A 22658-nucleotide genomic window follows, 5' to 3' on the forward strand; every position below is an offset into this window, starting at 1 on the left:
ACTGCGTACGCCGATCAATGTGGGAGCGGCCTTGTGTCGCGAAAGGACCGCAAAGCGGTCCCAATATGGATCAGTTAGCGCGGAATGACTGGCTGGCGCGGCTTCTTGTTGCCCTTGCCACCCTTGGCTGCTTCCTTGCGCTCCTTGGCCGCCTGCTGGTTACGCGCAAACGCTTCGGCCTTGGCCTTTTCACGCTTGTCCCACGGCTTGCTGCCATCGCTGCCACGCGGCGGCAGGCCGGTGTGCTGGGTAAGGATCTTCTGGTCCTTGCCCACCTTGTGGCTACCCGCCGGGGTCGAGTTCTTGCGGCGCGCACTCTGGTAGCTATCGGTTTGCGGCTGGTGCAGCGGGATCAGCTGGTGCTTGCCCGGCCCGATCAGGTCGGCGCGGCCCATGCGCTGCAGCGCTTCACGCAACATCGGCCAGCCCTTCGGGTCGTGGTAACGCAGGAACGCCTTGTGCAGGCGGCGCTGCTCCTCGCTCTTGACGATCTCCACCCCTTCGCTCTTGTAGGTCACCTTGCGCAGCGGGTTCTTGCCCGAGTGGTACATGGCCGTTGCCGAGGCCATCGGCGACGGGTAGAACGCCTGCACCTGGTCGGCACGGAAGCCATTACCCTTCAGCCACAGGGCCAGGTTCATCATGTCTTCGTCGGTGGTGCCCGGGTGCGCGGCGATGAAGTACGGGATCAGGTACTGCTCCTTGCCCGCCTCTTTCGAGAACTTCTCGAACATGCGCTTGAAGCGGTCGTAGGTGCCGATGCCCGGCTTCATCATCTTGTCCAGCGGGCCACGCTCGGTGTGCTCCGGGGCAATCTTCAGGTAACCGCCGACGTGGTGGGTGACCAGTTCCTTGACGTACTCCGGCGATTCCACCGCGAGGTCGTAGCGCAGACCCGAGGCGATCAGGATCTTCTTCACACCCGGCAAGGCACGCGCCTTGCGGTACAGTTCGATCAGCGAGCTGTGGTCGGTATTGAGGTTTTCGCAGATGCCCGGGAACACACACGACGGCTTGCGGCAGTGCTTCTCGATGTCATGGCTCTTGCAGGCAATGCGGTACATGTTGGCAGTGGGGCCGCCAAGGTCGGAGACCACGCCGGTGAAGCCCGGCACCTTGTCACGCATCTCTTCGATTTCGTGCAGGATCGACTCATGCGAACGGTTCTGGATGATGCGGCCTTCGTGCTCGGTGATCGAGCAGAAGGTGCAGCCACCGAAGCAGCCACGCATGATGTTCACCGAGAATCGGATCATCTCGTAGGCCGGGATACGCTCCTTGCCATAGGCGGGGTGCGGCACACGGGCGTAAGGCATGCCGAAGACGTAGTCCATTTCCTCGGTGGTCATGGGGATGGGTGGCGGGTTGAACCACACATCCACCTCGCCGTGCTTCTGCACCAGGGCACGAGCGTTGCCCGGGTTGGTCTCCAGGTGCAACACACGGTTGGCGTGGGCGTATAGCACCGGGTCGTTACGCACCTTTTCGAACGATGGCAGGCGGATTACCGACTTGTCGCGGGTCATGCGCGGGCTGTCGAGAATCTGTACGACCTTGGCCTCGTTCGGGTCTTCCACCTCGCCCTTGGCCTGCTCGATGGCACAGGCCTGGGTGTCCTGGGTGTTCACGTAAGGGTTGATGATCTTGTCCACGCGGCCTGGGCGGTCAATGCGGGTGGAGTCGATCTCGTACCAACCCTCGGGAGTATCGCGACGTACGAAGGCGGTACCGCGCACGTCAGTGATAGTCTCGATCTTCTCGCCATTGGACAGACGCTGGGCCACCTCGACCACTGCGCGCTCGGCGTTGCCGAACAGCAGGATGTCGGCGCTGGCGTCGATCAGGATCGAGTGGCGGACCTTGTCCTGCCAGTAGTCGTAGTGGGCGATGCGGCGCAGCGAGGCCTCGATGCCGCCCAGTACGATCGGCACATGCTTGTAGGCTTCCTTGCAGCGCTGGCTGTACACCAGGCTGGCACGGTCCGGACGCTTGCCGGCCAGGCCACCTGGGGTGTAGGCATCGTCGGACCGGATCTTCTTGTCCGCGGTGTAGCGGTTGATCATCGAGTCCATGTTGCCTGCGGCCACGCCGAAGAACAGGTTCGGTTCGCCGAGCTTCATGAAGTCGTCTTTCGACTGCCAGTTCGGCTGGGCGATGATGCCCACGCGGAAGCCCTGGGCCTCCAGCAGACGGCCGATGATGGCCATGCCGAACGACGGATGGTCGACGTAGGCATCACCGGTCACGATGATGATGTCGCAGGAATCCCAGCCGAGCAGATCCATTTCCTCCCTGCTCATCGGCAGGAAAGGTGCTGGCCCGAAGCATTCGGCCCAGTACTTGGGATAGTCGTAGAGTGGTTTGGCTGCTTGCATGTCAGTGACCGGTTCTGGTGTGCAGGGAAATCGCGGGCGCGGAATATAGCACAAATTTTGACCAAATCCGACTGGATTCGTGGGGATTGGTGGGGTGAGCGACGGTTGGGGGTGGGTCGCCAAGTGCCTGGCTTTGGGTTTGCGGTGGTGCGCAAATCGAGCGCCGCCCGCGCGGCGCTTCGCGGGGCAAGCCCGCTCCCACATTTGTTGCAACGTGGCCATGCCTGTGAGGCCATGGTTGTCAGTCTTGGCGCATGAGTGACGAAATGCGGGGGCGGCAGCCGCGCCAACATGGAGATATCGTCAAACCAACAAAGCGGGCAACCATGGCCTGACAGGTTTGGCACGTTGCAACAAATGTGGGAGCGGGCTTGCCCCGCGAAGCGCCGCGCGGGCGGCGCTCGATCTCACAGGCGCTGAAACTGCTGCGGCGAACACCTCGCGGCCTTCATGCAACCTGAAGCCAAGCCCTCACTGCTTCATGCCCAACTCAGCATCATCCATCAGCGCCTTGGCCATCGCACTCAGGTAGTGAGCAGCCCAGATCATCATCGGTTTCTCATCCATCAGGCCGGTGATGGTCAATTCGCGGACATAGCCCATCAACTCCGACGACTGCTCACGGGCGTCCCTGCACGGGATGCCCGGCTCGATGCGGAACAGCGGGTGGGTGCCATTCTCGCCCTGATAGAAGGTGGTCTTGCCGACAGTGAACTGGGTGTCTTCTGTTGTCATTGTTCAATCCCCTGGAAGTTCTCGACTGCCTGGCCGGGCCTCTTCGCGGGCACGCCCGCTCCCACAAGGTCACCACAAATTTCGCTACTTGCACCTCAACCTGTGGGAGCGGGCATACCCGCGAAAGGACCCATCCAGGCGAAATATCACTGATGCCTTACAGCAGGCATCTGCCCCTGCATCGGGTTGTCTTCAAGAAAAGGGGGATCGCGGGGTGGATCGGGGACAATCTTGAGCATGGCGTAATCTCGTCTGATTCCGAAAGGACCGCCACGACATCACTTGCATTTGATGGGTGGCGGCTACGTACGGGTCTGCAAGACCGGACAGACGATAAAACCGGCAGATCCGAGGATCTCCCGTACGCAGCCACCATTGACCGAAATTGCCGACTGGCAGCAATCCGGATAGCGATAGTAATCGTCTGCGGGCTTGCAGGCCCGGTCGCTGCTTTGGCAACGACAGAGCCAGACTAGGCCGCCCAGAAAACCACCGCAATGGCGCAAAGGCGGTTGGAAGCTATTTCAGAAATGGCCTACGCGCAACGGGAAAAAACTGATTATTGCTTGGAGAAATAGGCAAGCACAGGCCTTGTAGGAGCGGCCTTGCGTCGCGATGGGCTGCGCAGCAGCCCCAACACTTTTTGCATCTGCGCTGAAATCCTGGGGCTGCTGCGCAGCCCATCGCGACGCAAGGCCGCTCCTACAGGGGTCCCTGCTAGCTCAATGAGTTATTCATCATCATCGAAGTTGTACATCCCCGGAGCAAGGTTCTCGAAGCGGGTGTACTTGCCGATGAAGGCCAGGCGCACGAAGCCGATGGGGCCGTTACGCTGTTTACCGATGATGATTTCCGCCACGCCCTTGTGCTCGGTCTCGGGGTGGTACACCTCGTCGCGGTACACGAACATGATCACGTCGGCGTCCTGCTCGATCGCACCGGATTCACGCAAGTCGGAGTTCACAGGGCGTTTGTTCGGGCGCTGTTCCAGGGAGCGGTTCAGCTGCGACAGGGCGATGACCGGGCAGTTGAATTCCTTGGCCAGGGCCTTGAGCGAGCGGGAGATCTCGGAAATTTCGTTGGTCCGGTTGTCACCGGCCGAACCCGGTATCTGCATCAGCTGCAGGTAGTCGACCATGATCAGGGCGATTTCGCCGTGCTCACGGGCCAGGCGGCGGGTACGCGCGCGCATTTCCGAGGGGCTGATGCCGGCGGTATCGTCGATGAACAGCTTGCGGTCGTTGAGCAGGTTCACCGCCGAGGTCAGGCGCGGCCAGTCGTCGTCGTCCAGCTGGCCGGAACGCACCTTGGTCTGGTCGATACGGCCCAGGGACGAGAGCATACGCATGATCAGCGATTCACCTGGCATCTCGAGGGAGAACACCAGCACCGCCTTGTCGGTACGCAGTACGGCGTTTTCCACCAGGTTCATGGCGAAGGTGGTCTTGCCCATCGACGGTCGGCCGGCGACGATGATCAGGTCGGCCGGCTGCAGGCCGCTGGTCTTCTCGTCCAGGTCGGTAAAGCCGGTGGATACACCGGTGATGTCGCTGTCGGAGTTGAACAGCGTGTCGATGCGGTCGATGGCCATGGTCAACAGTTCGTTGACGCCTACCGGGCCGCCGGTCTTCGGCCGCGCCTCGGCGATCTGGAAGATCTGCCGCTCGGCGTCGTCGAGAATCTCTTCGGCGTTGCGCCCTTGCGGGTTGAACGCGTTGTCGGCGATATCGGTACTGATGCTGATCAGCTGGCGCAGGGTGGCGCGCTCGCGAATGATCGCGGCGTAGGCCTTGATGTTGGCTACCGACGGGGTGTTCTTGGCCAGCTCGGCCAGGTACGCCAACCCACCGACTTGCGAAGAAAGGCCTTCCTTGTCCAGCTGCTCGTGCAGGGTCACCACGTCGAATGGCTGGTTGGCGTCGGCCAACTTGTGCACGGCACGGAAGATCAGGCGGTGGTCATGCCGGTAGAAGTCGCCATCCGATACCTGGTCCAGCACCCGCTCCCAGGCGTTGTTGTCCAGCATCAGGCCACCGAGCACGGCCTGTTCGGCCTCGATGGAATGCGGCGGCACCTTCAGGGCTGCGGTTTGCAGGTCAAGCTGTTCGGAAGTGGTGATCTCGTTCATGGCCACGAAAGAATTCTGGAGGATGAAAAAGACAAAGGGCACGGCCTGTCGAAAACAGGACCGTGCCCGATGTTAACCGCCTGACCCACAAGGAGCCAGCCAGTCAGCGCAGCTTAGGCAGCTACGACGACCACGCGTACGGTGGCTTCAACGTCGCTGTGCAGGTGCACGGCTACGTCGTATTCGCCAACCTGACGGATGGTGCCGTTCGGCAGACGAACTTCAGCCTTGGCCACTTCAACGCCGGAGGCGGTCAGGGCGTCAGCGATGTCGTGGGTGCCGATCGAGCCGAACAGCTTGCCTTCGTCGCCAGCGGTGGCAGTGATGGTCACTTCCAGCTCGGCCAGTTGGGCAGCGCGGCTTTCAGCCGAAGCTTTCTTGTCAGCAGCTGCTTTTTCCAGCTCGGCGCGACGCTCTTCGAACGCAGCCAGGTTGGCGGCGTTGGCAACGGTGGCCTTGCCGAATGGCAGCAGGAAGTTACGGCCGTAACCAGCCTTAACCTTTACTTTGTCGCCCAGGTTGCCCAGGTTAGCGACTTTTTCCAGCAGGATCAGTTCCATTTGGTAAAACCTCTTAACTTTTAACCTTCACCGTTCGCGGAGTCATTCCCCTTGGGGGACTTGCGACCGCGAAAATCAATCAGGCTGTCGACAATGGCCAAAACCACCAGCAACGGATAAATCAGCTGCATGATCAGCGGCAGCGTCACGTACATCCCCACCAGCCAGAAACCGGCCAGTCGGCCCTGTGCCACCAGCCCGTGCATCAAGGCGATGCCGGCCAGCACCAGTACCAGGCTCGAAGCCGATGCCAGGACGATGAACTGCGGCCCGATGAACGGGGCCACCACCATCACTGCCACCAGGACCGCCATGGCCTGTTTCGGCAACTTCAGGGCGCGAAACTCGCGACCGAAGCCTCCAGGGTTGTACAACGCTGCCTGCCAGTAGCGCGCCAGCACCAGGGCCAACACACTGAACAATTGCACCGTCACTGCTGTGGAAGCGACCAGCACAGGGCGGATCAGCTCACCGGAGAGCACAGGTTGCCCCTCGATTTTCGGCATGGCTTCGGCAAACGCCTTGGCCAGCACATCGAAGGTTTGCGCCAGCGCCAGATCGAGCACGAGGCTGAAAGCCACGGCGAACACGGCACTGACCAGCAACACCCGGCTCCAGGGATGCTCGGCGCGCAACAACGCAGCCAGGCCCAGGGAACCCGCGATCACCAGAAAGGTGATGGGATCGCCCATGACCCACACGGCCAGCCCGGCCAGCAGGCCGCCAGCGATGACCGTTGTAGCATCCTTGAACCCACGCCGCAGCAGCACAAGGCTGCCGGCAGCGGCACTCAACCAGAACAGCAGCGGCAGTACCGCGCTGATGACCACCACCAGGGTGGCCTGCACACGACCGCGCATGATGAAACTTGCTAACGCTCGCATGCTAATCCCTTACTGCTTGTCGACGACCCGGTCTCAGCGGCCGTGGCTGTCGGTGTAGGGCAGCAGGGCCAGGAAGCGGGCGCGCTTGATAGCGGTAGCCAGCTGACGCTGATAACGAGCTTTGGTACCGGTGATACGGCTTGGAACGATCTTGCCGGTTTCGGATACGTAAGCTTTCAGGGTGTTGAGATCTTTGAAGTCGATCTCTTTCACGTCTTCAGCAGTGAAGCGGCAGAATTTACGACGACGGAAGAAACGTGCCATTTAATAGGCTCCTCTAAAGGTCCGTGGATTACTCGTCAGCGTTATCGCTGGAGTCGCTGTCATTGCTGTCGTCGCCGTCGGCGGATTCAGCATGCTCAGGACGCTCACGACGCTCACGGCGCTCGCTGCGGTTTTCTTCAGCCTTCAGCATCTCGGACTGGCCGGTAACGGCTTCGTCGCGACGGATGACCAGGTTACGGATAACGGCATCGTTGTAGCGGAAGTTGTCTTCCAGCTCGGCCAGGGCCTTGCCGGTGCACTCAACGTTCAGCATCACGTAGTGAGCTTTGTGAACATTGTTGATTGCGTAGGCCAGTTGACGACGGCCCCAGTCTTCCAGGCGGTGGATCTTGCCACCATCTTCTTCGATCAGCTTGGTGTAACGCTCAACCATGCCGCCGACTTGTTCGCTCTGGTCCGGGTGAACCAGGAAGATGATTTCGTAATGACGCATGAATGCTCCTTACGGGTTAGTAGTCTGCCAGTAAATCTGGTCAGACAAGGAGTGAATGACACTGTATGTCTTGCACGGAGGGGAGGCACATGAGCGCCTGCCAGCTCGGCAAGGGGCGCAATTGTAGAGAAGGCGGGGCGCACAAGCAAGGTGATTGGTGAATATTTGAACAACCTGAAACACATTACAGACTGCCTGCCCTTTCGCGGGTAAACCCACAGGTACCCCACAGGGCTTAGGCCTTGTGCGATCCCTGTGGGAGCGGGTTTACCCGCGAAGAGGCCGGTACAGGCCGAAGATCAGCGCTTGGCCTGACGCTGACGCACAGCCTCGAACAGGCACACGCCAGTCGCCACCGACACGTTCAGGCTGCTGACACTACCGCCCATCGGCAACTTCACCAGGAAATCGCAATGCTCGCGGGTCAGCCGGCGCATGCCCTTGCCTTCCGCACCCATGATCATCACCAGCGGCCCGGTCAGGTCCTGCTGGTAGATCTCCTGCTCGGCCTCGCCGGCGGTACCCACCACCCACAGGCCACGTTGCTGCAGTTTTTCCAGGGTGCGTGCCAGGTTGGTCACGGCCACCAGCGGGATCACCTCAGCCGCGCCACAGGCCACCTTACGCACAACCGGCGTCAGGGTCGCGGACTTGTCCTTGGGCACCACCACTGCCGTGGCACCGGCGGCATCGGCGGTACGCAGGCAGGCGCCAAGGTTATGCGGGTCGGTCACACCGTCCAGCACCAGAATCAGTGGTGGTGTTTCGGTGCGTTCGAGCAACTCTTCGAGCATCAATTCGCCCCAGACCTGGCTCGGGCTCACCTCGGCTACTACCCCCTGGTGCACGCCCTCTACCCAGGCATCCATCTCGCGGCGCTCGGCCTGGCCGACTGCCACGCGATTTTCCGCAGCCAGTGCCAGCAGCGCCTGCAGGCGAGGCTCGCTACGTCCTTCCGACAGCCAGATCTGCTTGACCCGCTTCGGATGGTGCTGCAGCAATGCCTGCACGGCGTGCACACCGTAGATCTTTTCCAGCTGACTCATGACTTGCTCTTGCTCTTGCGTGGCGCACCGGACTTCGGCGGGCCTTTACGGTGCTTGGTCGGCTTGCCGGACGACTTGCCGCCCTTGTCCGACTTGCTGCTGGCATGGCCGCCACTGCGTGCCTCGCTCATCAGCGCCTTCTTCATTTCGCGGCTCTTGCGCACCTCGGCGTTACGCTGCACGGCATCTTTCGGGAAGTATGCCTCGGCGGTTTCGCTCTTGCGGCTGCGTGGTTTCGGCGTAGCCTTGGCCTCGACCGGTGCCTGCGCGGACTGCTCGGCGGCTGGCGCAGCGCCACGCTGTTTGCGGCCAATCGGCGCAGCGAGGGTTTTCTCCGACACTTCGAAGTCGATCTTGCGCTCGTCGAGGTCAACACGCATGACCTTGACTTCGATGGTGTCGCCCAGGCGGAAGCTGCGCCCGGTACGCTCGCCGGACAGGCGGTGATGCACCGGGTCGAAGTGGTAGTAGTCACCCGGCAGCGCACTGACGTGCACCAGGCCTTCTACGTAGATGTCGGTCAGCTCGACGAACAGGCCGAAACCGGTCACCGCAGTGATCACACCCGGGAAGGTCTCGCCCACGCGGTCCTTCATGAACTCGCACTTGAGCCAGTTGACCACGTCACGGGTGGCTTCATCGGCCCGGCGCTCGGTCATCGAGCACTGCTCGCCGAGTTGCTCGAGGGTGTTCTCGTCGTACGGGTAGATGCGTGCCTTGGGGATGCTCATGGCGCCGGCACGCTTGACGTGCGGGGTATCCACCTTGGAACGGATGATGCTGCGGATGGCGCGGTGCACCAGCAGGTCCGGGTAACGGCGGATCGGCGAGGTGAAGTGGGTGTACGCCTCGTAGTTCAGACCGAAGTGGCCGTTGTTGTCGGTGCTGTACACCGCCTGGCTCAGCGAACGCAGCATCACGGTCTGGATCAGGTGGAAGTCCGGGCGCCCGGCAATGCTCGCCAGCAGTGCCTGGTAGTCCTTGGGCGACGGGTCCTTGCCCTTGTGCAGGGTCAGGCCCAGTTCGCCCAGGAAGGCGCGCAGCTTTTCCAGGCGCTCCGGCGGCGGGCCGTCGTGCACGCGGTACAGTGAAGGCACGCCATGCTTCTGCAGGAATTCGGCAGTGGCCACGTTGGCCGCCAGCATGCATTCCTCGATCAGCTTGTGGGCGTCGTTGCGCACGGTCGGGCGGATTTCCGCGATCTTGCGCTCGTCACCGAATATGATGCGGGTTTCCTGGGTCTCGAAGTCGATCGCGCCGCGGGTATGACGGGCAGCCACCAGCACCTTGTACAGGTTGTACAGGTTCTTCAGGTCCGGCACGACTGCCTTGTACTCCTCGCGCAGCGCCTTGCCCTCACGGGTGCGGGAGTGTTCGAGCATGCTGCTGACCTTGTTGTAGGTCAGGCGGGCGTGAGAGTGGATGACGCCTTCGTAGAACTGGTAGTCGACCATCTGGCCGGCTTTGTTCATGGTCATTTCGCAGACCATGGCCAGGCGATCGACATGCGGGTTCAGCGAGCACAGGCCGTTGGACAGCTCTTCGGGGAGCATCGGCACCACGCGCTCGGGGAAGTATACCGAGTTGCCGCGCTGCTGGGCCTCGACGTCCAGGGCCGAGCCCAGGCGCACGTAGCTGGACACGTCGGCGATGGCCACATAAAGGCGCCAGCCACCGGAGAACAGGCGCAGCTTGCCCAGCGGTTCGCAATAGACAGCGTCGTCGAAGTCGCGGGCGTCCTCGCCGTCGATGGTGACGAACGGCAGGTGGCGCAGGTCGACGCGCTTCTCCTTGTCCTTCTCTTCGACTTCGGAACGGAACTTGCGCGCCTCCTTGATCACGTCCTTGGGCCAGACGTGCGGGATATCGTAGCTGCGCAGGGCAACGTCGATTTCCATGCCCGGCGCCATGTAGTTGCCGATAACCTCGACCACATCGCCTTGCGGCTGGAAGCGCGGGGTTGGCCAGTGGGTGATCTTGATCTCGACGAACTGGCCGATCTTGGCGCCGCCATTGCGCCCGGCGGTCACCAGCACTTCCTGCTGGATCTTCGGGTTGTCCGGAGTCACGTAGCCGATACCGCCTTCTTCGAAGTAACGGCCGACCACGCTTTCGTGGGCACGGGAGATGATTTCGACCAGTACGCCTTCGCGGCGGCCACGTCGATCGACGCCAGAGACGCGGGCCAGGCCGCGGTCACCGTCGAACACCAGGCGCATCTGCGACGGGCTGAGGAACAGGTCTTCGCTGCCATCGTCCGGAATAAGGAAGCCGAAGCCGTCACGGTGACCGGAAACGCGGCCGCAGATCAGGTCCAGCTTGTCTACCGGGGCATAAGTGCCGCGCCGGGTATAGATAAGCTGGCCATCGCGCTCCATGGCACGCAGGCGGCGGCGCAAGGCTTCGATCTGGTCTTCGTCGTACAGACCGAACTCGGCCGCCAGTTCCTCGCGTGCGGCCGGCTCACCACGGTCGGCAAGGCGCTGCAGGATCAGCTCACGGCTGGGAATGGGGTTGTCGTATTTTTCCGCTTCGCGAGCGGCCTCGGGATCGAGGGATTGCCAATCGGCCATCAGAAGGGGTTCACCTTGGGGTATATAGATAAGAATTCTGGCATAGGCGTATTGAAACCGGAAATGTCAGCCTTGGACAGCCCCACCGGCGTCTCCGGCGAGCAGGAACAGGCCTGCGGAATCAACAAGTTGAATTTTTTGAAATTTTTTTCGATCAGGGGGTTTACAGCCTCCCGATGCGTCCGTATAGTGCGCACCACAACGACGGACAACCCCGAAGTTGTAGTAGAGATGAGCGGCGCTGTAAAGCATCAAGTAATCTCGAATGTGTGCCCAGGTGGCGGAATTGGTAGACGCGCTGGTTTCAGGTATCAGTGGCTTAACGGCCGTGGAAGTTCGAGTCTTCTCCTGGGCACCAAATATTTTCAAGTAATAGATGACCAAGGATCTATTACTACTGTGTGAAAGCGAACGATAGTCGCCTTCATCAGATGATGTAAAGCTTTGCCCAGGTGGCGGAATTGGTAGACGCGCTGGTTTCAGGTATCAGTGACTTAACGGTCGTGGAAGTTCGAGTCTTCTCCTGGGCACCATACAAAAACCCACTAGCTTGCTAGTGGGTTTTTTCTTGCCTGCGTTTTTTGTATCCCTCCTCTTTCGATCATAGGTGCAAACCTGCACCGCCCTCTTCGCGGCTAAAGCCGCTCCCACAGGTACTTCACTCCCCTCACCTGTGGCGATCCTGTGGAAGCGGCTTTAGCCGCGAAGAGGCCAGCAAAGCCAACACACCTTCAGACTGTTACACCTTGGTCTGCCCCATGAATTTCTCCTCACCCGGCCACTTGAGAAACGATTTCGTTTACCATTGTTTCCAAATATGTAGCCGTAAGCGAGGAAGTACCCGCATGACGATCCGCCCGCAACCGCTGATGCGTACCTTGGCCGCCGCCGTGCTGAGCCTGGCCATCGGCGCTCCGGCCGCCATGGCAGACGCACCGGTCACCCTGACCATGTACAACGGTCAGCACAAGGAAATCGGCGAGGCCATCGCCCAGGCCTACGAGGCCAAGACCGGTATTCACATCAATATCCGCAAGGGCAGCAGCAACCAGCTGGCCAGCCAGATCATCGAGGAAGGCGACCGCTCGCCTGCCGATATCATCTATACCGAAGAGTCCCCTCCCCTGAACAACCTGGGCGAGCTGGGCCTACTGGCGAAAATCGATGACGCCACCGCGAACATGATGCCCAAGGAATATGTTGGCGCCAACGGCACCTGGATGGGCATCACCGCCCGTACGCGCATCGTCGTGTTCAACCCGAAGAAGGTCGACGAGAAAGACTTGCCGACCACAGTGATGGACTTCGCCAACCCCGAGTGGGAAGGCCGCGTCGGCTATGTGCCCACCAGCGGCGCCTTCCAGGAACAGGCCGTGGCTATCCTGAAGATGCATGGACGAGAAGCCACCGAAGAATGGCTGACCGGCCTGAAGGCATTCGGCAAGACCTACACCAACAACATGGTCGCCCTCAAAGCAGTGGAAAAGGGCGAAGTGGCTGCGGTACTGGTGAACAACTATTACTGGTATGCGCTGGAGCGCGAGCGCGGCAAGCTGGACACCAAGCTCTACTACCTGGCCGATGGCGATGCCGGCAACCTGGTCACTATTTCCGGCGCAGCCGTGGTCAAGGCCAGCAAGCACCCGAAAGAAGCCCAGGCCCTGCTCAACTGGATGGCCAGCGAAGAAGGCCAGCGCGTGATCACCCAGACCACCGCCGAGTACCCGCTGCACAAAGGCATGGTCTCCGACCGCGGCCTGAAGCCGTTCGAAGACCTGCGCCCACCGAAGATCTCCCCTGCCGACTTGGGCAATGCCGAGGAAGCGATCGAGCTTGAGCGCGAGGTCGGCCTGCTCTGATGACTGCCGCCCTGTCCGAGCCGGTGCCAGTACGCTTCGTACCGCGCCGCAAGCGCCCCTCCGTCTGGGTGGTGCTGCCTGTACTGTTCCTGGTAGCGATGAGCTTGCTGCCTTTGCTGTACGTTGCCATGAAAGCCTGGGAAGCTGGCTGGCGTGAAGCCCTGCACCTGCTGTGGCGGCCGTTTGTCTGGGGGCTGATGCGCAACACCCTGATGCTTATGGTCGGGGTGACGCTGATCTGCATGGTGGTCGGCCTGGCCCTGGCCTGGCTGCTGGAGCGCAGCAACCTGGCCGGCCGCCGGTTGTGGGGCGTGGTGCTGTGCCTGCCATTCGCCGTACCGTCGTTCGTCAGCAGCTTCACCTGGGTGTCGCTGAGCTCGGACTTCGAAGGGCTGGGCGGGGCGATCATGGTCATGGCCCTGTCCAAGTACCCGCTGGTGTTCCTGCCAGTGGCCGCGACCCTGCGCAATCTCGACACCTCGCTGGAGGAGTCGGCGCGCACCCTGGGTTGCAGCCGCTGGGGCGTGCTCATCAAGGTCACCCTGCCGCTGCTGTGGCCTTCGATGCTCGGCGGGGCACTACTGATTGCCCTGCACATGCTGGTGGAGTTCGGTGCGCTGTCGATCCTCGGCCTGCAAACCTTCACCACGGCGATCTACCAGCAGTTCGAACTGGAGTTCAGCAATGCCAACGCGGCCATGCTGTCCGCCGTTCTCTTGGCGATGTGCCTGGTGATGCTGTGGCTTGAACTTCGGGTACGTGGCAAGGCCCGCCATGTGCGCATCGGCCAGGGTGTGGCGCGGCGAGCACAACCGGTGCGGCTGCGTGGCTGGGCAGTGCTGGCGCAACTGTTCTGCGTGGGCCTGGCGGTATTGGGCAGCGGTATTCCGCTGGCCATGCTCGGCTACTGGTTGAGCGTGGGTTCATCGGCGGCATTCCCTGTGGCAGCCATTTCCAAGGCGCTGTTCACCTCATTGTCGGTGTCGCTGGGGGGGGCCGGTTTCTGCGTGTTGCTAGCCCTGCCTATCAGCTTCCTGGTGGTGCGCTACAAGGGCCGCCTGGCAATTTGGGCCGAGCGCCTGCCATACCTGTTGCACGCCCTGCCCGGCCTGGTGATTGCCCTGACCCTGGTGTTCTTCGCCCTGCATTACGTGCCGGCGCTGTACCAGACCACGGCACTGTTGCTGCTGGCCTATGCGCTGCTGTTCCTGCCGCTGGCGCAGTCGCCGGTGCGCACCGCACTGAACAAGGCTTCACCTACCCTGGAGGAAGCGGCACGGACCTTGGGCGCGAGCAGCTTTGCCGCGTTCTGCCGGGTGACCCTGCCGATCATCTTCCCGGCCATGGCGGCAGCCTTTGCCCTGGTGTTCCTGGACGCCATGAAGGAGTTGACTGCCACCTTGCTGCTCAGCCCGACCGGCATGACCACCCTGGCCACAGAGGTGTGGGCGCATACGGCCAACGTCGAGTTCGCGGCGGCAGCGCCTTATGCGGCGTTGTTGATTGTGGTTTCGGGGTTGCCGGTTTATCTGCTGACTACGCGGATGTATCTGAACAAGGCGTAACCTTCTTCGCGGGCTTGCCCGCTCCCACAGTTACGGCACTGCCTCACGGCCTGTGCCGTAACCTTTGGGGGATGATCAGGCAATGTTACGCAGCATGCGGCGCACGATCAGCCCATGGACCCTGCCGACTGGCAGCATGTAGAGGCGGCCGAAGCGGTTGAAACACTGTACCGAGGTGGTCACGCTCAAACGCTGCCGGCCATCTCTTTGCTCATTCAGATCCATGCTCACCATTACCGCCAGGTGCGTGTCACGCGAGGTCAGAACCAGTTGTCGGTCGCTGATTGCCTCGACGGTGAAGAAATCCAACAGGTCACCCACTGCCGGGACCCGCTCAGGGTTGCGCGATGAGAAACCGTGGATAGCAGCAACGTTGAATCGGCGCGAGATGAAATCGCGCAGGCGGAAGGCCTGGGCCAGCCAGCCTGGGACGTCCGAGGTCATGGCGCAGTAGGCCTGGATAGCAGTCATTGGCGAGGCGACATGCGCGCTGTCGCAATGCAGGAAATCCAAGTCGCTGGCGGCAGCGACCAGTTGGACGGACACGAACAACTCCTTTTGCCATGTATGCCCGCCATCATAACAACACCGTCCTCCCTGTAGGAGCGGCCTTGTGTCACGATGGGCTGCACAGCAGCCCCAGGGTATCGGTGCCAACGCAGGAATTGCCGGGGCTGCCTTGCAGCCCGTCGCGACACAAGACCGCTCCTACAGGGACCGCATCAGGCTCTGAATTGTCCCAGGCTGGCACGCAACTGTGCGGCCAGGTCATCCATGCCTTGCTGCTGGCGGTGGCCTGTATCGCCACCTCGGCCGAGCGCTTAGCCTGGGCATGCATGGTTTCCACCGCCCACGCGCCGCTAGCCCCTACACGCCTGCCCAACACAGCACAAACCAACACCCAGTTCCACTCACTAGGGATTCCTAACTCTACTGTACATACGCGCGAGGCGTGTCGCGCAAATTGTACTAATTCTATGGTTCAGCGCAGACTCGCCTATCACGACAAATTAATAGCCGACCAATTTCAACCAACCCCAAAGACCAATGAGCGCAAAAAAAATAACGACATGAACAAACCACAAGCTAACAAGCATACGGCGCAAACCACCAGGAAACCTCTTTACATCCTGAAGATCCAAAAGGCCCCTCCGAATGCAAATATTCCTCATCGATAACATCACAGACACCGAACCAGTACGCATCACCTTACCTAGCAAACCAGCGTGACCAAAAGTCTTTCTATTACCAGAAACCATTGGACTATTAGAAAGCAACGACTCTATGCGGTTCACATATAGAATTGAAACATAAACCCATATAAATATAACGATGAACATGGCCACCATCAAAGGAAGGCCGAACCACCGGGCATCGAAGCCAATCATTGCGTCACCTCATACAACAACTCACCAAACATCTCACCGATATCCCCCACGGCCGAACCGCCTGCGACGCCACCAATAGCGCCTCCAATGACAGTACACGCGAGAGCCCCCGGACCGCCCGTAGTCACACCGAGAAAAAGTACGCATCCAACCCCACCAAAAAATCCACCAATCGACCCGCCAGCGATCGATCCCCCAGTACTACCAACCAGAGCTCCAGCCTCCACATATCTGGCCTTTCTGCAGTCTTCAGGGCGGCCAAAGGTACATGCATGATGGATACTCAGCCCAGTTGAAGCCACGTCGAGACCCAAGCCAATATAGGTACCCTTCTTTATCAGATTTGCTGCTTTCGTGACTCCAGCAATCCTCTCGGCATATCCAGCAATCTCACCTGTATGTAGGTAGCTCTTGGTAGATATCCCGAGCGCTCTCTTCATCGAGCCTTCATTTTGCAGGCCTGAACCATACGCAGCCATGTTGTTCAGCTGCTCTTCCAGCTTCATAAACAACGCCATTCTCTTGGCATAAAATTCGTCACGCGCTCTCAGTGTGCCGTTTTTTAAATATTCCCGATGTAACACCTCAATTTCTTCCAACGTCTTCTTGATCGCTTCGAGGTGCCTGCTCCAGCCATCACTCACAATGCCTGCTCCCATAGAAGTGTGAGCGAGCAAGCTTTTCAACATCTCGTAGTTATCCAGAAAGAAGTCATCTACCCCAGCACCATTAATCTCAAGCTGATGGTGAATTCCCGCTGCTTTCGCCATCAAATATGCTTCATGGCTCGTACAAGATGGTGTACTGGGATCTCCAACAATCACCAGCTCCCCACCTACAACTACACCATTGGCTATATGCGCATTCAACACATCAAACTTGGCCAGTTGATTGGCCGACATGGGCGTGCCGGCCTTCAGCGACTCATACGATTGCGCCTGGGGATTGAGAAAGCTGCGCGCCTCGGACATGTCGCACCTCACGCATATTTCTTGTTGTTGATGCGATCCCAGCCGCCAGTAACGTTACCGCCTGCACTACCGTCGAGACGCTTCTGACGGGTGTAAGTGGCTTTGATACGGCCATAGTTGAGCTGCACGACCTCCACCGGAACCCCTGCGCTGGCGCTTTGGGCGTAGTCAGCGATGATCACTTCTTCAAGGACGACTTCGTAGTACTTGAGCTTTTCAGTACCGGCGCGACACACCACTAGCTTCACTTCCTTCAAGTGTTGGCCGGCACAGCTGGCTTCGAGCAGCTTGCAGCTGGCGCTGTCCAAATACTTGGTAAACGTGAAGTTGGTGAGCGTGGTACGCCCGGAAGATGCGCCACCTGCGGAGCTTGCAGTAGCTGAGGTGCTCTGGTTGGCGCCGAACTTGTAGCCGATGATCTCGATCCAGTTGGCGTACTGCGCGTCCAGTGCTTCGCCAGTGATTTCCGCGATTTGAATATAAGCATCGAAAGCCGTGCTTACCTCTCCTTGGTAATGATTGGGCTGATAACGACGGTGTTCGGACATCGCCGCCTTGAGGTTGTTCCCGAAGGTGAATGGCGGATTGCGCTACGTGCCTTCAGGTGCGATTGACACTAGCTCCCCACGCCTGGCGCGGCAATAGAACGCGGGAAAACAAGGTTACTTTGGGAAACTGCCTACAAATTTGCCGATGAAGTCAGCTTGATCGGTGTAGAAGCGGGCTTGCCCGCGAATCAGAAACTGCGGTGGCACGGGCTTCGCCCGTGTTCGCGTAAACTTTTAGATTTCGGGGTGAGGGCTACCAGGTGCTTGTCGTGGGTTCTGAGGCGGTGCGCAAATCGAGCGCCGCGCGGGCGGCGCTCGATCTCATAGGCGCTGAAAATACTATGGCGAAAACCTCCCAGCCCAGACGCTTTCTCAAAAGGCACCTACACAAAAGCGCGCCTACATGATCAAGCTCTGAATTGGCCCAGGCTGGCACGCAGCTGTGCCGCCAGGTCATCCAGCACCTTGCTACTGGCCGTTGTCTGCATCACCACCTCGGCCGAGCGCTCAGCCTGGGCGTGTATGGTTTCCACCCGTCCACGCACTGCCTGCGCCCCGCTCGCCTGCTGTTCGGCCGCGCGAGTGGCCAGGCCGATGGCTGCGTGCACCTGCTCCACCGCTGCCTGCACCGACTGCTGGCGGCGTTCGTTGTCACGCAGCACCAGCAGCCCTTCGCTGGCCTTGAGACCGGCCTGGCTGATGGTGGCCACAGCTTCTTTGGCCCCCTTCTGCAACGCAGCGATATGCGCCTGGATGTCCCCCGTGGAGCTTTGCGTCTTGCTCGCCAGCGCCCGCACCTCATCGGCCACCACAGCAAACCCGCGCCCGGTTTCGCCAGCACGGGCGGCTTCGATCGCGGCGTTCAAGGCCAGTAGATTGGTCTGCTCGGCGATGCCGTGAATAACCGTCAGCACCACTTCAATCTGCTCGCTCTGCTTGGCCAGACGCTCGATCACCTGGGAGCCGGTCTCCACCTGCCCGGCGAGGTTCTCGATTAAACCGGCAAGCTGGGTGGAGGTGCGGCTGTTCTCGTCAGTGGCCTGGCGGATATCCACCACCTGCTGCAGGGCTGCCTGCATCGCGTGGCTTTCAGCCTGGGCCTCGTCGGCCATGCTCGACAGGTCACGCAGGCTGGCTGCCACTTCATCGCGTTGCAGCGCAGCAGCAGCATCGGCGCCGGCATTGCGCTGTGCCATTGCGCCAATCTCCACGCCGGTGCGCTGCGCCACCTCGCCCGCCTCGCGCACGATGGGTTGCAGCTTGTCTACAAAGCGGTTCACCGCCGAAGCCATGTCGCCAATTTCGTCGCGGCTGTCGAGAGGTACGCGCTTGGTCAGGTCGCCTTCGCCAGCCGCCAGGTCGTCGAGGGCGGCAATCAGCAGGCGCAGCTTGCTCAACACCCGACGGCCAAGCACCACGGCTACCACCAGCAGCACACCCAGGCCGACCAGCACCAGGCCCAGGCCGATACGCCAACGCAGTTCGGCAGCGGCATCACGCACGGTTTGTGCAGTATTGGCCTGCATCGAGACGGCACTACCCTGCGCCTTCTCCAGGCGCTCGCGCAGGGTCTTGCCACTCTCGGCCGCAGCACCGACCAGGCTGTCGCCGACCAGTTGCTCGCCGCTGGCGATCAGGGCGGCGAAGCGCTGGTCGAGGGCCTTGAGTTCCTGGTCGATGCCAGCAGTGGAAACACCCATCACCACCTTGCCGATTTCCGCACCATTGGGGTTGATCGAGGCCTCGACGAAGTACACCGCCGGGTCACGCCGGGCAGCGTCGATCACCTTGTCCAGCGCACGCTCGCCCTGGCCCTTGTCCATCAGTGCCTTGTTGATCGGGTTTTGCCGGTTCAGGTAGCGGGTCAGGTGCTGGCCCTGGGCATCGTCGTAAACCACGAACAACACGTTGGGGTTGCGCTGGGCGCGCCGTGCGAAGTCGGAGAGCACCGGCACGTCGTTGTCCCAGATCGCCCGCGGGGCGACCGAAGCCAGCAACTCGGCCATGTCGTTGGCGGAGTCCTTGAGGTTCTTCTCCAGCGTGCTGCGCAGTTGCTGCTGCTCACTTTGCAGGCGCGCCGACAAACCTGCGCTCAGACGCTGGCGGGTGCTGCTGGAAAGGCTGTCGAGGCCCGAGCGGACATCTTGCCCGGCTTGCTCCAGGTCACTGGCGAGTTCGCGGCTATCGCTACCCAGGCGTTCGCCCAGTTCGGCCTCAAGGGCCGTGACCGTGCTGCGGGTGAGCGCAACGGCCACCACCACCTGCACCAAAAGAGCGATACCAAGGGCAACAAACACAGGCCGCAAAAGGCGGCTTCGTAACAATGAGAGGATGGCAGACACGGTGTAACCCTCGTGTTTTCTGGCGCCACTATTTTGATGGCATCTTCAGAAACTTCTTACAGCAAGGGTTGTGCCGATGGCAGCAGGGAAATGCGCCAAGGTCTAGCAATGAGGTTGCCCGCACGGGCCTCTTCGCGGGTGAACCCGCTCCCACATGGACCGCGCAGGTCCTGAGGATTGTGCAGTTCCTGTGGGAGCGGGTTTACCCGCGAAAGGGCCGGGACAGGCATACCCCACAAATGAAAACGCCGCAGCCCCTTTCAGGGCCGCGGCGTCAGATCAGCCAGGAAGGCGGATCAGGCGAACGGATGACGCAGCACGATGGTCTCGTTGCGGTCCGGGCCGGTGGAGATGATGTCGATCGGTGCGCCAATCAGCGCTTCGATGCGCTTGATGTAGGCGCGAGCGTTGGCTGGCAGTTCTTCCAGGGTTTTCACGCCCAGGGTCGACTCGCTCCAGCCTGGCATCTCTTCGTACACCGGCTCCAGGCCGATGTAGCTGTCGGCATCGGAAGGCGCGTCGATGACGGCACCGTTCTCGTTCTTGTAGCCGACGCAGATGTTGATGGTTTCCAGGCCATCCAGTACGTCCAGCTTGGTCAGGCAGATGCCCGAAATGCTGTTGACGTCGATGGCGCGACGCAGGATCACGGCATCGAACCAGCCGCAACGGCGGGCGCGGCCGGTGGTGGAGCCGAACTCATGGCCACGCTTGGCCAGGGTAGCGCCAGTCTCGTCGAACAGTTCGGTCGGGAACGGACCGGAACCTACGCGAGTGGTATAGGCCTTGGTGATACCCAGGATGTAGTCCAGGTACATCGGGCCAACGCCAGAACCGGTGGAGATACCGCCAGCGGTGGTGTTGGAGCTGGTGACGTACGGGTAGGTGCCGTGGTCGATGTCCAGCAGCGAGCCCTGGGCACCTTCGAACATGATGTCCTTGCCGGCACGACGCAGGTTGTGCAGTTCAGCGGTGACGTCGAGCATCATCGGCTTGAGCTGTTCGGCGTAGGCCATGCATTCGTCCAGGGTCTGCTGGAAGTCGATGGCCGGCTCTTTGTAGTAGTTCACCAGCTGGAAGTTGTGGTAGTCCAGCAGCTCACCCAGCTTGGCGGCGAAACGCTCACGGTGGAACAGGTCGCCCACGCGCAGGCCGCGGCGTGCGACCTTGTCTTCGTAGGCCGGGCCGATACCACGGCCGGTGGTGCCGATCTTGGCTTCGCCACGGGCTTTTTCGCGGGCCTGGTCCAGGGCAACGTGGTACGACAGGATCAGCGGCGCAGCAGGGCTGATGCGCAGGCGCTCGCGCACCGGTACGCCCTTCTCTTCCAGCTTGGTGATTTCACGCATCAGGGCATCCGGGGCAACGACCACGCCGTTGCCGATCAGGCACTGTACGCCTTCACGCAGGATACCGGACGGAATCAGGTGCAGAACGGTCTTTTCACCGTTGATCACCAGGGTGTGACCCGCGTTGTGGCCACCCTGGTAGCGCACTACGGCGGCAGCATGTTCAGTCAGCAGATCGACGATCTTGCCTTTGCCCTCATCACCCCACTGGGTGCCCAGGACGACGACATTCTTACCCATTACATTGGTCCTCATTCACGCAAACTTGGTTGCCGGCCTACTGCCGGCGCAGAAACTCACTGGGCCAGCGGCAGAACCTGCCAGCGCCCGTCTTGCTGAATCAATTGCCGATCACAATCCGCCTCGAGAGCAGCACTCAACGGCTGGCCAGGCAGGGCCTGGACCACACGCTGGCCCTCGTTGCGCAACTGGCAGACTTGCTGCCAGAGGGCCGCATCGCCACTGTCCGGCATCCAGATGCCGCCAGTTGGCAATACGACCTCCGCTCGCCCCAGTGTGACCAGGGTCTTCAAATCCGTGGAAAAACCGGTGGCCGGGCGGGCCCGGCCAAAGTCGGCGCCGATGTCGTCATAGCGCCCGCCCTGGGCGATCGATTGACCTTCACCCGGCACGAACACGGCGAACACCACGCCAGTGTGATAGTGGTAACCGCGCAGCTCGCCGAGGTCGAAGTACAGCGGCAGGTCGGGGAAGCGCGATGCCAGGCGATCGGCGATCGCCAGCAGGTCGTCCAGCGCCGCCAGCACGCTGGCCGGGGCACGGCCCAGACGCACGCGAGCTTCGGCCAGCACTTCGCGGCCACCGCACAGTTCGACCAGCGCACGCAGCATGTTGCCCAGGTCCTTCGGCAGATCGGCGGTCAGCACCTGCACTTCATCCACGGCCTTGCGCTGAAGCGCATCGAACAGCTGCTGCTCGACCGCACCGGACAGGCCGGCAGCACGGGCCAGGCCGCGGTAGATACCGACATGACCGAGGTCCATGTGCACATCCGGCACATCGGTCAGCTGCAGCGTGGCGAGCATCAGGCTGATGACTTCGACATCGCTGGTGGGGCTGGCATCGCCGTACAGCTCGGCACCCAGCTGGATCGGGCTGCGCGAGGTGGACAGGGCACGCGGCTGAGCGTGCAGCACGCTGCCGGCATAGCACAGGCGGCTCGGGCCTTCACGGCGCAGGGTATGGGCGTCGATGCGCGCCACCTGCGGGGTGAAGTCGGCGCGGAAGCCCATCAGGCGGCCGGACTGCGGGTCCACCACTTTGAAGGTGCGCTGATCCAGGTCCTGGCCGGCGCCGGTGAGCAGCGATTCCAGGTACTCGATATGCGGGGTGACGACCAGTTCGTAGCCCCAACTCTGGAACAGGTCCAACACCTGGCGGCGCGCGATTTCGATGCGCGCAGCCTCAGGTGGCAGTACTTCCTCGATGCCATCTGGCAGCAGCCAGCGGTCTACCGTTGCCATTACGCCATTTCCCCTCTGGTCCGGGCGGCTTGCCAGCAGGCGAGCCGTCAGTAAAGCCGGTATCGCGCACAGCAGCAGGCAGCACTGATCCCAGCGCAGCCACCGTACCCGACACCCTCGAATTGCCTTGCGA

Annotated in this window: 18 protein-coding genes and 2 tRNA genes; 4 read left to right on the top strand and 16 right to left on the bottom strand. The window is 61.2% G+C overall.

The annotated features are described in order from the left end of the window. Nucleotides 1-74: 74 nt before the first annotated feature. The 9 genes from CAY82_RS01045 to rnr all read right to left on the bottom strand — a co-directional run bounded on the left by CAY82_RS01045 (nt 75) and on the right by rnr (nt 11019). On the bottom strand, nt 75-2375 hold the full coding sequence (locus CAY82_RS01045; protein ID WP_087499570.1) for a YgiQ family radical SAM protein: 2301 nt from the start codon (nt 2373-2375) through the stop codon (nt 75-77). A gap of 471 nt (nt 2376-2846) precedes the next feature. Beyond that, the gene (locus tag CAY82_RS01050; protein ID WP_019473937.1) at nt 2847-3110 is read right to left on the bottom strand and encodes a DUF3077 domain-containing protein; all 264 of its coding nucleotides are present in this window, start codon (nt 3108-3110) and stop codon (nt 2847-2849) included. Nucleotides 3111-3840: 730 nt separating this feature from the next. Next, nucleotides 3841-5238, bottom strand: coding sequence for a replicative DNA helicase (gene dnaB / locus CAY82_RS01055; protein WP_087499844.1), 1398 nt, complete (start codon nt 5236-5238; stop codon nt 3841-3843). A 113-nt stretch (nt 5239-5351) separates the two neighbouring features. After that, the gene (gene rplI, locus CAY82_RS01060) at nt 5352-5798 is read right to left on the bottom strand and encodes a 50S ribosomal protein L9 (RefSeq protein ID WP_003249568.1); all 447 of its coding nucleotides are present in this window, start codon (nt 5796-5798) and stop codon (nt 5352-5354) included. Nucleotides 5799-5818: 20 nt separating this feature from the next. Then, a complete protein-coding gene (locus tag CAY82_RS01065) occupies nt 5819-6682 on the bottom strand; it encodes a hypothetical protein (RefSeq protein WP_087499571.1) in 864 nt (287 codons plus the stop codon). A gap of 33 nt (nt 6683-6715) precedes the next feature. Continuing rightward, nucleotides 6716-6946 (bottom strand): 30S ribosomal protein S18, encoded by a 231-nt coding sequence (gene rpsR / locus CAY82_RS01070; protein ID WP_003249563.1) that lies wholly within the window; start codon nt 6944-6946, stop codon nt 6716-6718. Nucleotides 6947-6974: 28 nt separating this feature from the next. Further along, nucleotides 6975-7400, bottom strand: coding sequence for a 30S ribosomal protein S6 (rpsF, locus tag CAY82_RS01075; protein ID WP_013974420.1), 426 nt, complete (start codon nt 7398-7400; stop codon nt 6975-6977). 299 nt (nt 7401-7699) lie between these two features. After that, nucleotides 7700-8446 (bottom strand): 23S rRNA (guanosine(2251)-2'-O)-methyltransferase RlmB, encoded by a 747-nt coding sequence (gene rlmB / locus CAY82_RS01080; RefSeq protein ID WP_003259007.1) that lies wholly within the window; start codon nt 8444-8446, stop codon nt 7700-7702. Next, a complete protein-coding gene (rnr, locus tag CAY82_RS01085; RefSeq protein ID WP_087499572.1) occupies nt 8443-11019 on the bottom strand; it encodes a ribonuclease R in 2577 nt (858 codons plus the stop codon). Before rnr ends, rlmB begins: the two co-directional genes overlap by 4 nt. 271 nt (nt 11020-11290) lie before the next feature. On the opposite strand from rnr, the gene CAY82_RS01090 reads away from it, so the two are divergent. The 4 genes from CAY82_RS01090 to CAY82_RS01105 all read left to right on the top strand — a co-directional run bounded on the left by CAY82_RS01090 (nt 11291) and on the right by CAY82_RS01105 (nt 14443). Then, nucleotides 11291-11377: transfer RNA gene (locus CAY82_RS01090), tRNA-Leu, on the top strand. Between the two features lie 88 nt (nt 11378-11465). Further along, nucleotides 11466-11552, top strand: a tRNA-Leu gene (locus CAY82_RS01095). A 312-nt stretch (nt 11553-11864) separates the two neighbouring features. Continuing rightward, nucleotides 11865-12878 carry an extracellular solute-binding protein gene (locus CAY82_RS01100; protein ID WP_087499573.1) on the top strand — a complete coding sequence of 338 codons (1014 nt, stop codon included), beginning with the start codon at nt 11865-11867 and terminating at the stop codon, nt 12876-12878. Further along, complete coding sequence (locus tag CAY82_RS01105) at nt 12878-14443, top strand: iron ABC transporter permease (RefSeq protein ID WP_087499574.1); 1566 nt, start codon at nt 12878-12880, stop codon at nt 14441-14443. The genes CAY82_RS01100 and CAY82_RS01105 overlap by 1 nt, the downstream gene beginning before the upstream one ends. 75 nt (nt 14444-14518) lie before the next feature. Here the strand turns inward: CAY82_RS01105 and CAY82_RS01110 are convergent, their stop codons facing one another. From CAY82_RS01110 to CAY82_RS01145, 7 genes are all read right to left on the bottom strand, one after another. Then, nucleotides 14519-14989 carry a DUF2867 domain-containing protein gene (locus tag CAY82_RS01110; RefSeq protein ID WP_087499575.1) on the bottom strand — a complete coding sequence of 157 codons (471 nt, stop codon included), beginning with the start codon at nt 14987-14989 and terminating at the stop codon, nt 14519-14521. Between the two features lie 464 nt (nt 14990-15453). Beyond that, a complete protein-coding gene (locus CAY82_RS01120; RefSeq protein ID WP_256576199.1) occupies nt 15454-15831 on the bottom strand; it encodes a hypothetical protein in 378 nt (125 codons plus the stop codon). After that, the gene (locus CAY82_RS01125) at nt 15828-16802 is read right to left on the bottom strand and encodes a hypothetical protein (RefSeq protein ID WP_087499846.1); all 975 of its coding nucleotides are present in this window, start codon (nt 16800-16802) and stop codon (nt 15828-15830) included. Before CAY82_RS01125 ends, CAY82_RS01120 begins: the two co-directional genes overlap by 4 nt. 8 nt (nt 16803-16810) lie before the next feature. After that, entirely contained in the window at nt 16811-17350 is a 540-nt protein-coding gene (locus CAY82_RS01130) for a type VI secretion system tube protein Hcp (protein WP_087499577.1), read from the bottom strand. Between the two features lie 407 nt (nt 17351-17757). Continuing rightward, nucleotides 17758-19692, bottom strand: a complete 1935-nt coding sequence (locus tag CAY82_RS01135; RefSeq protein WP_087499578.1) for a methyl-accepting chemotaxis protein — start codon at nt 19690-19692, stop codon at nt 17758-17760. Nucleotides 19693-19988: 296 nt separating this feature from the next. Continuing rightward, nucleotides 19989-21281 (bottom strand): adenylosuccinate synthase, encoded by a 1293-nt coding sequence (locus CAY82_RS01140; RefSeq protein ID WP_063911922.1) that lies wholly within the window; start codon nt 21279-21281, stop codon nt 19989-19991. Between the two features lie 56 nt (nt 21282-21337). Beyond that, nucleotides 21338-22525 carry an ATP phosphoribosyltransferase regulatory subunit gene (locus tag CAY82_RS01145; protein WP_013974431.1) on the bottom strand — a complete coding sequence of 396 codons (1188 nt, stop codon included), beginning with the start codon at nt 22523-22525 and terminating at the stop codon, nt 21338-21340. Nucleotides 22526-22658: the final 133 nt, after the last annotated feature.

The sequence above is a fragment of the Pseudomonas sp. SID14000 genome, assembly GCF_002165135.1.
Taxonomy (GTDB): domain Bacteria; phylum Pseudomonadota; class Gammaproteobacteria; order Pseudomonadales; family Pseudomonadaceae; genus Aquipseudomonas.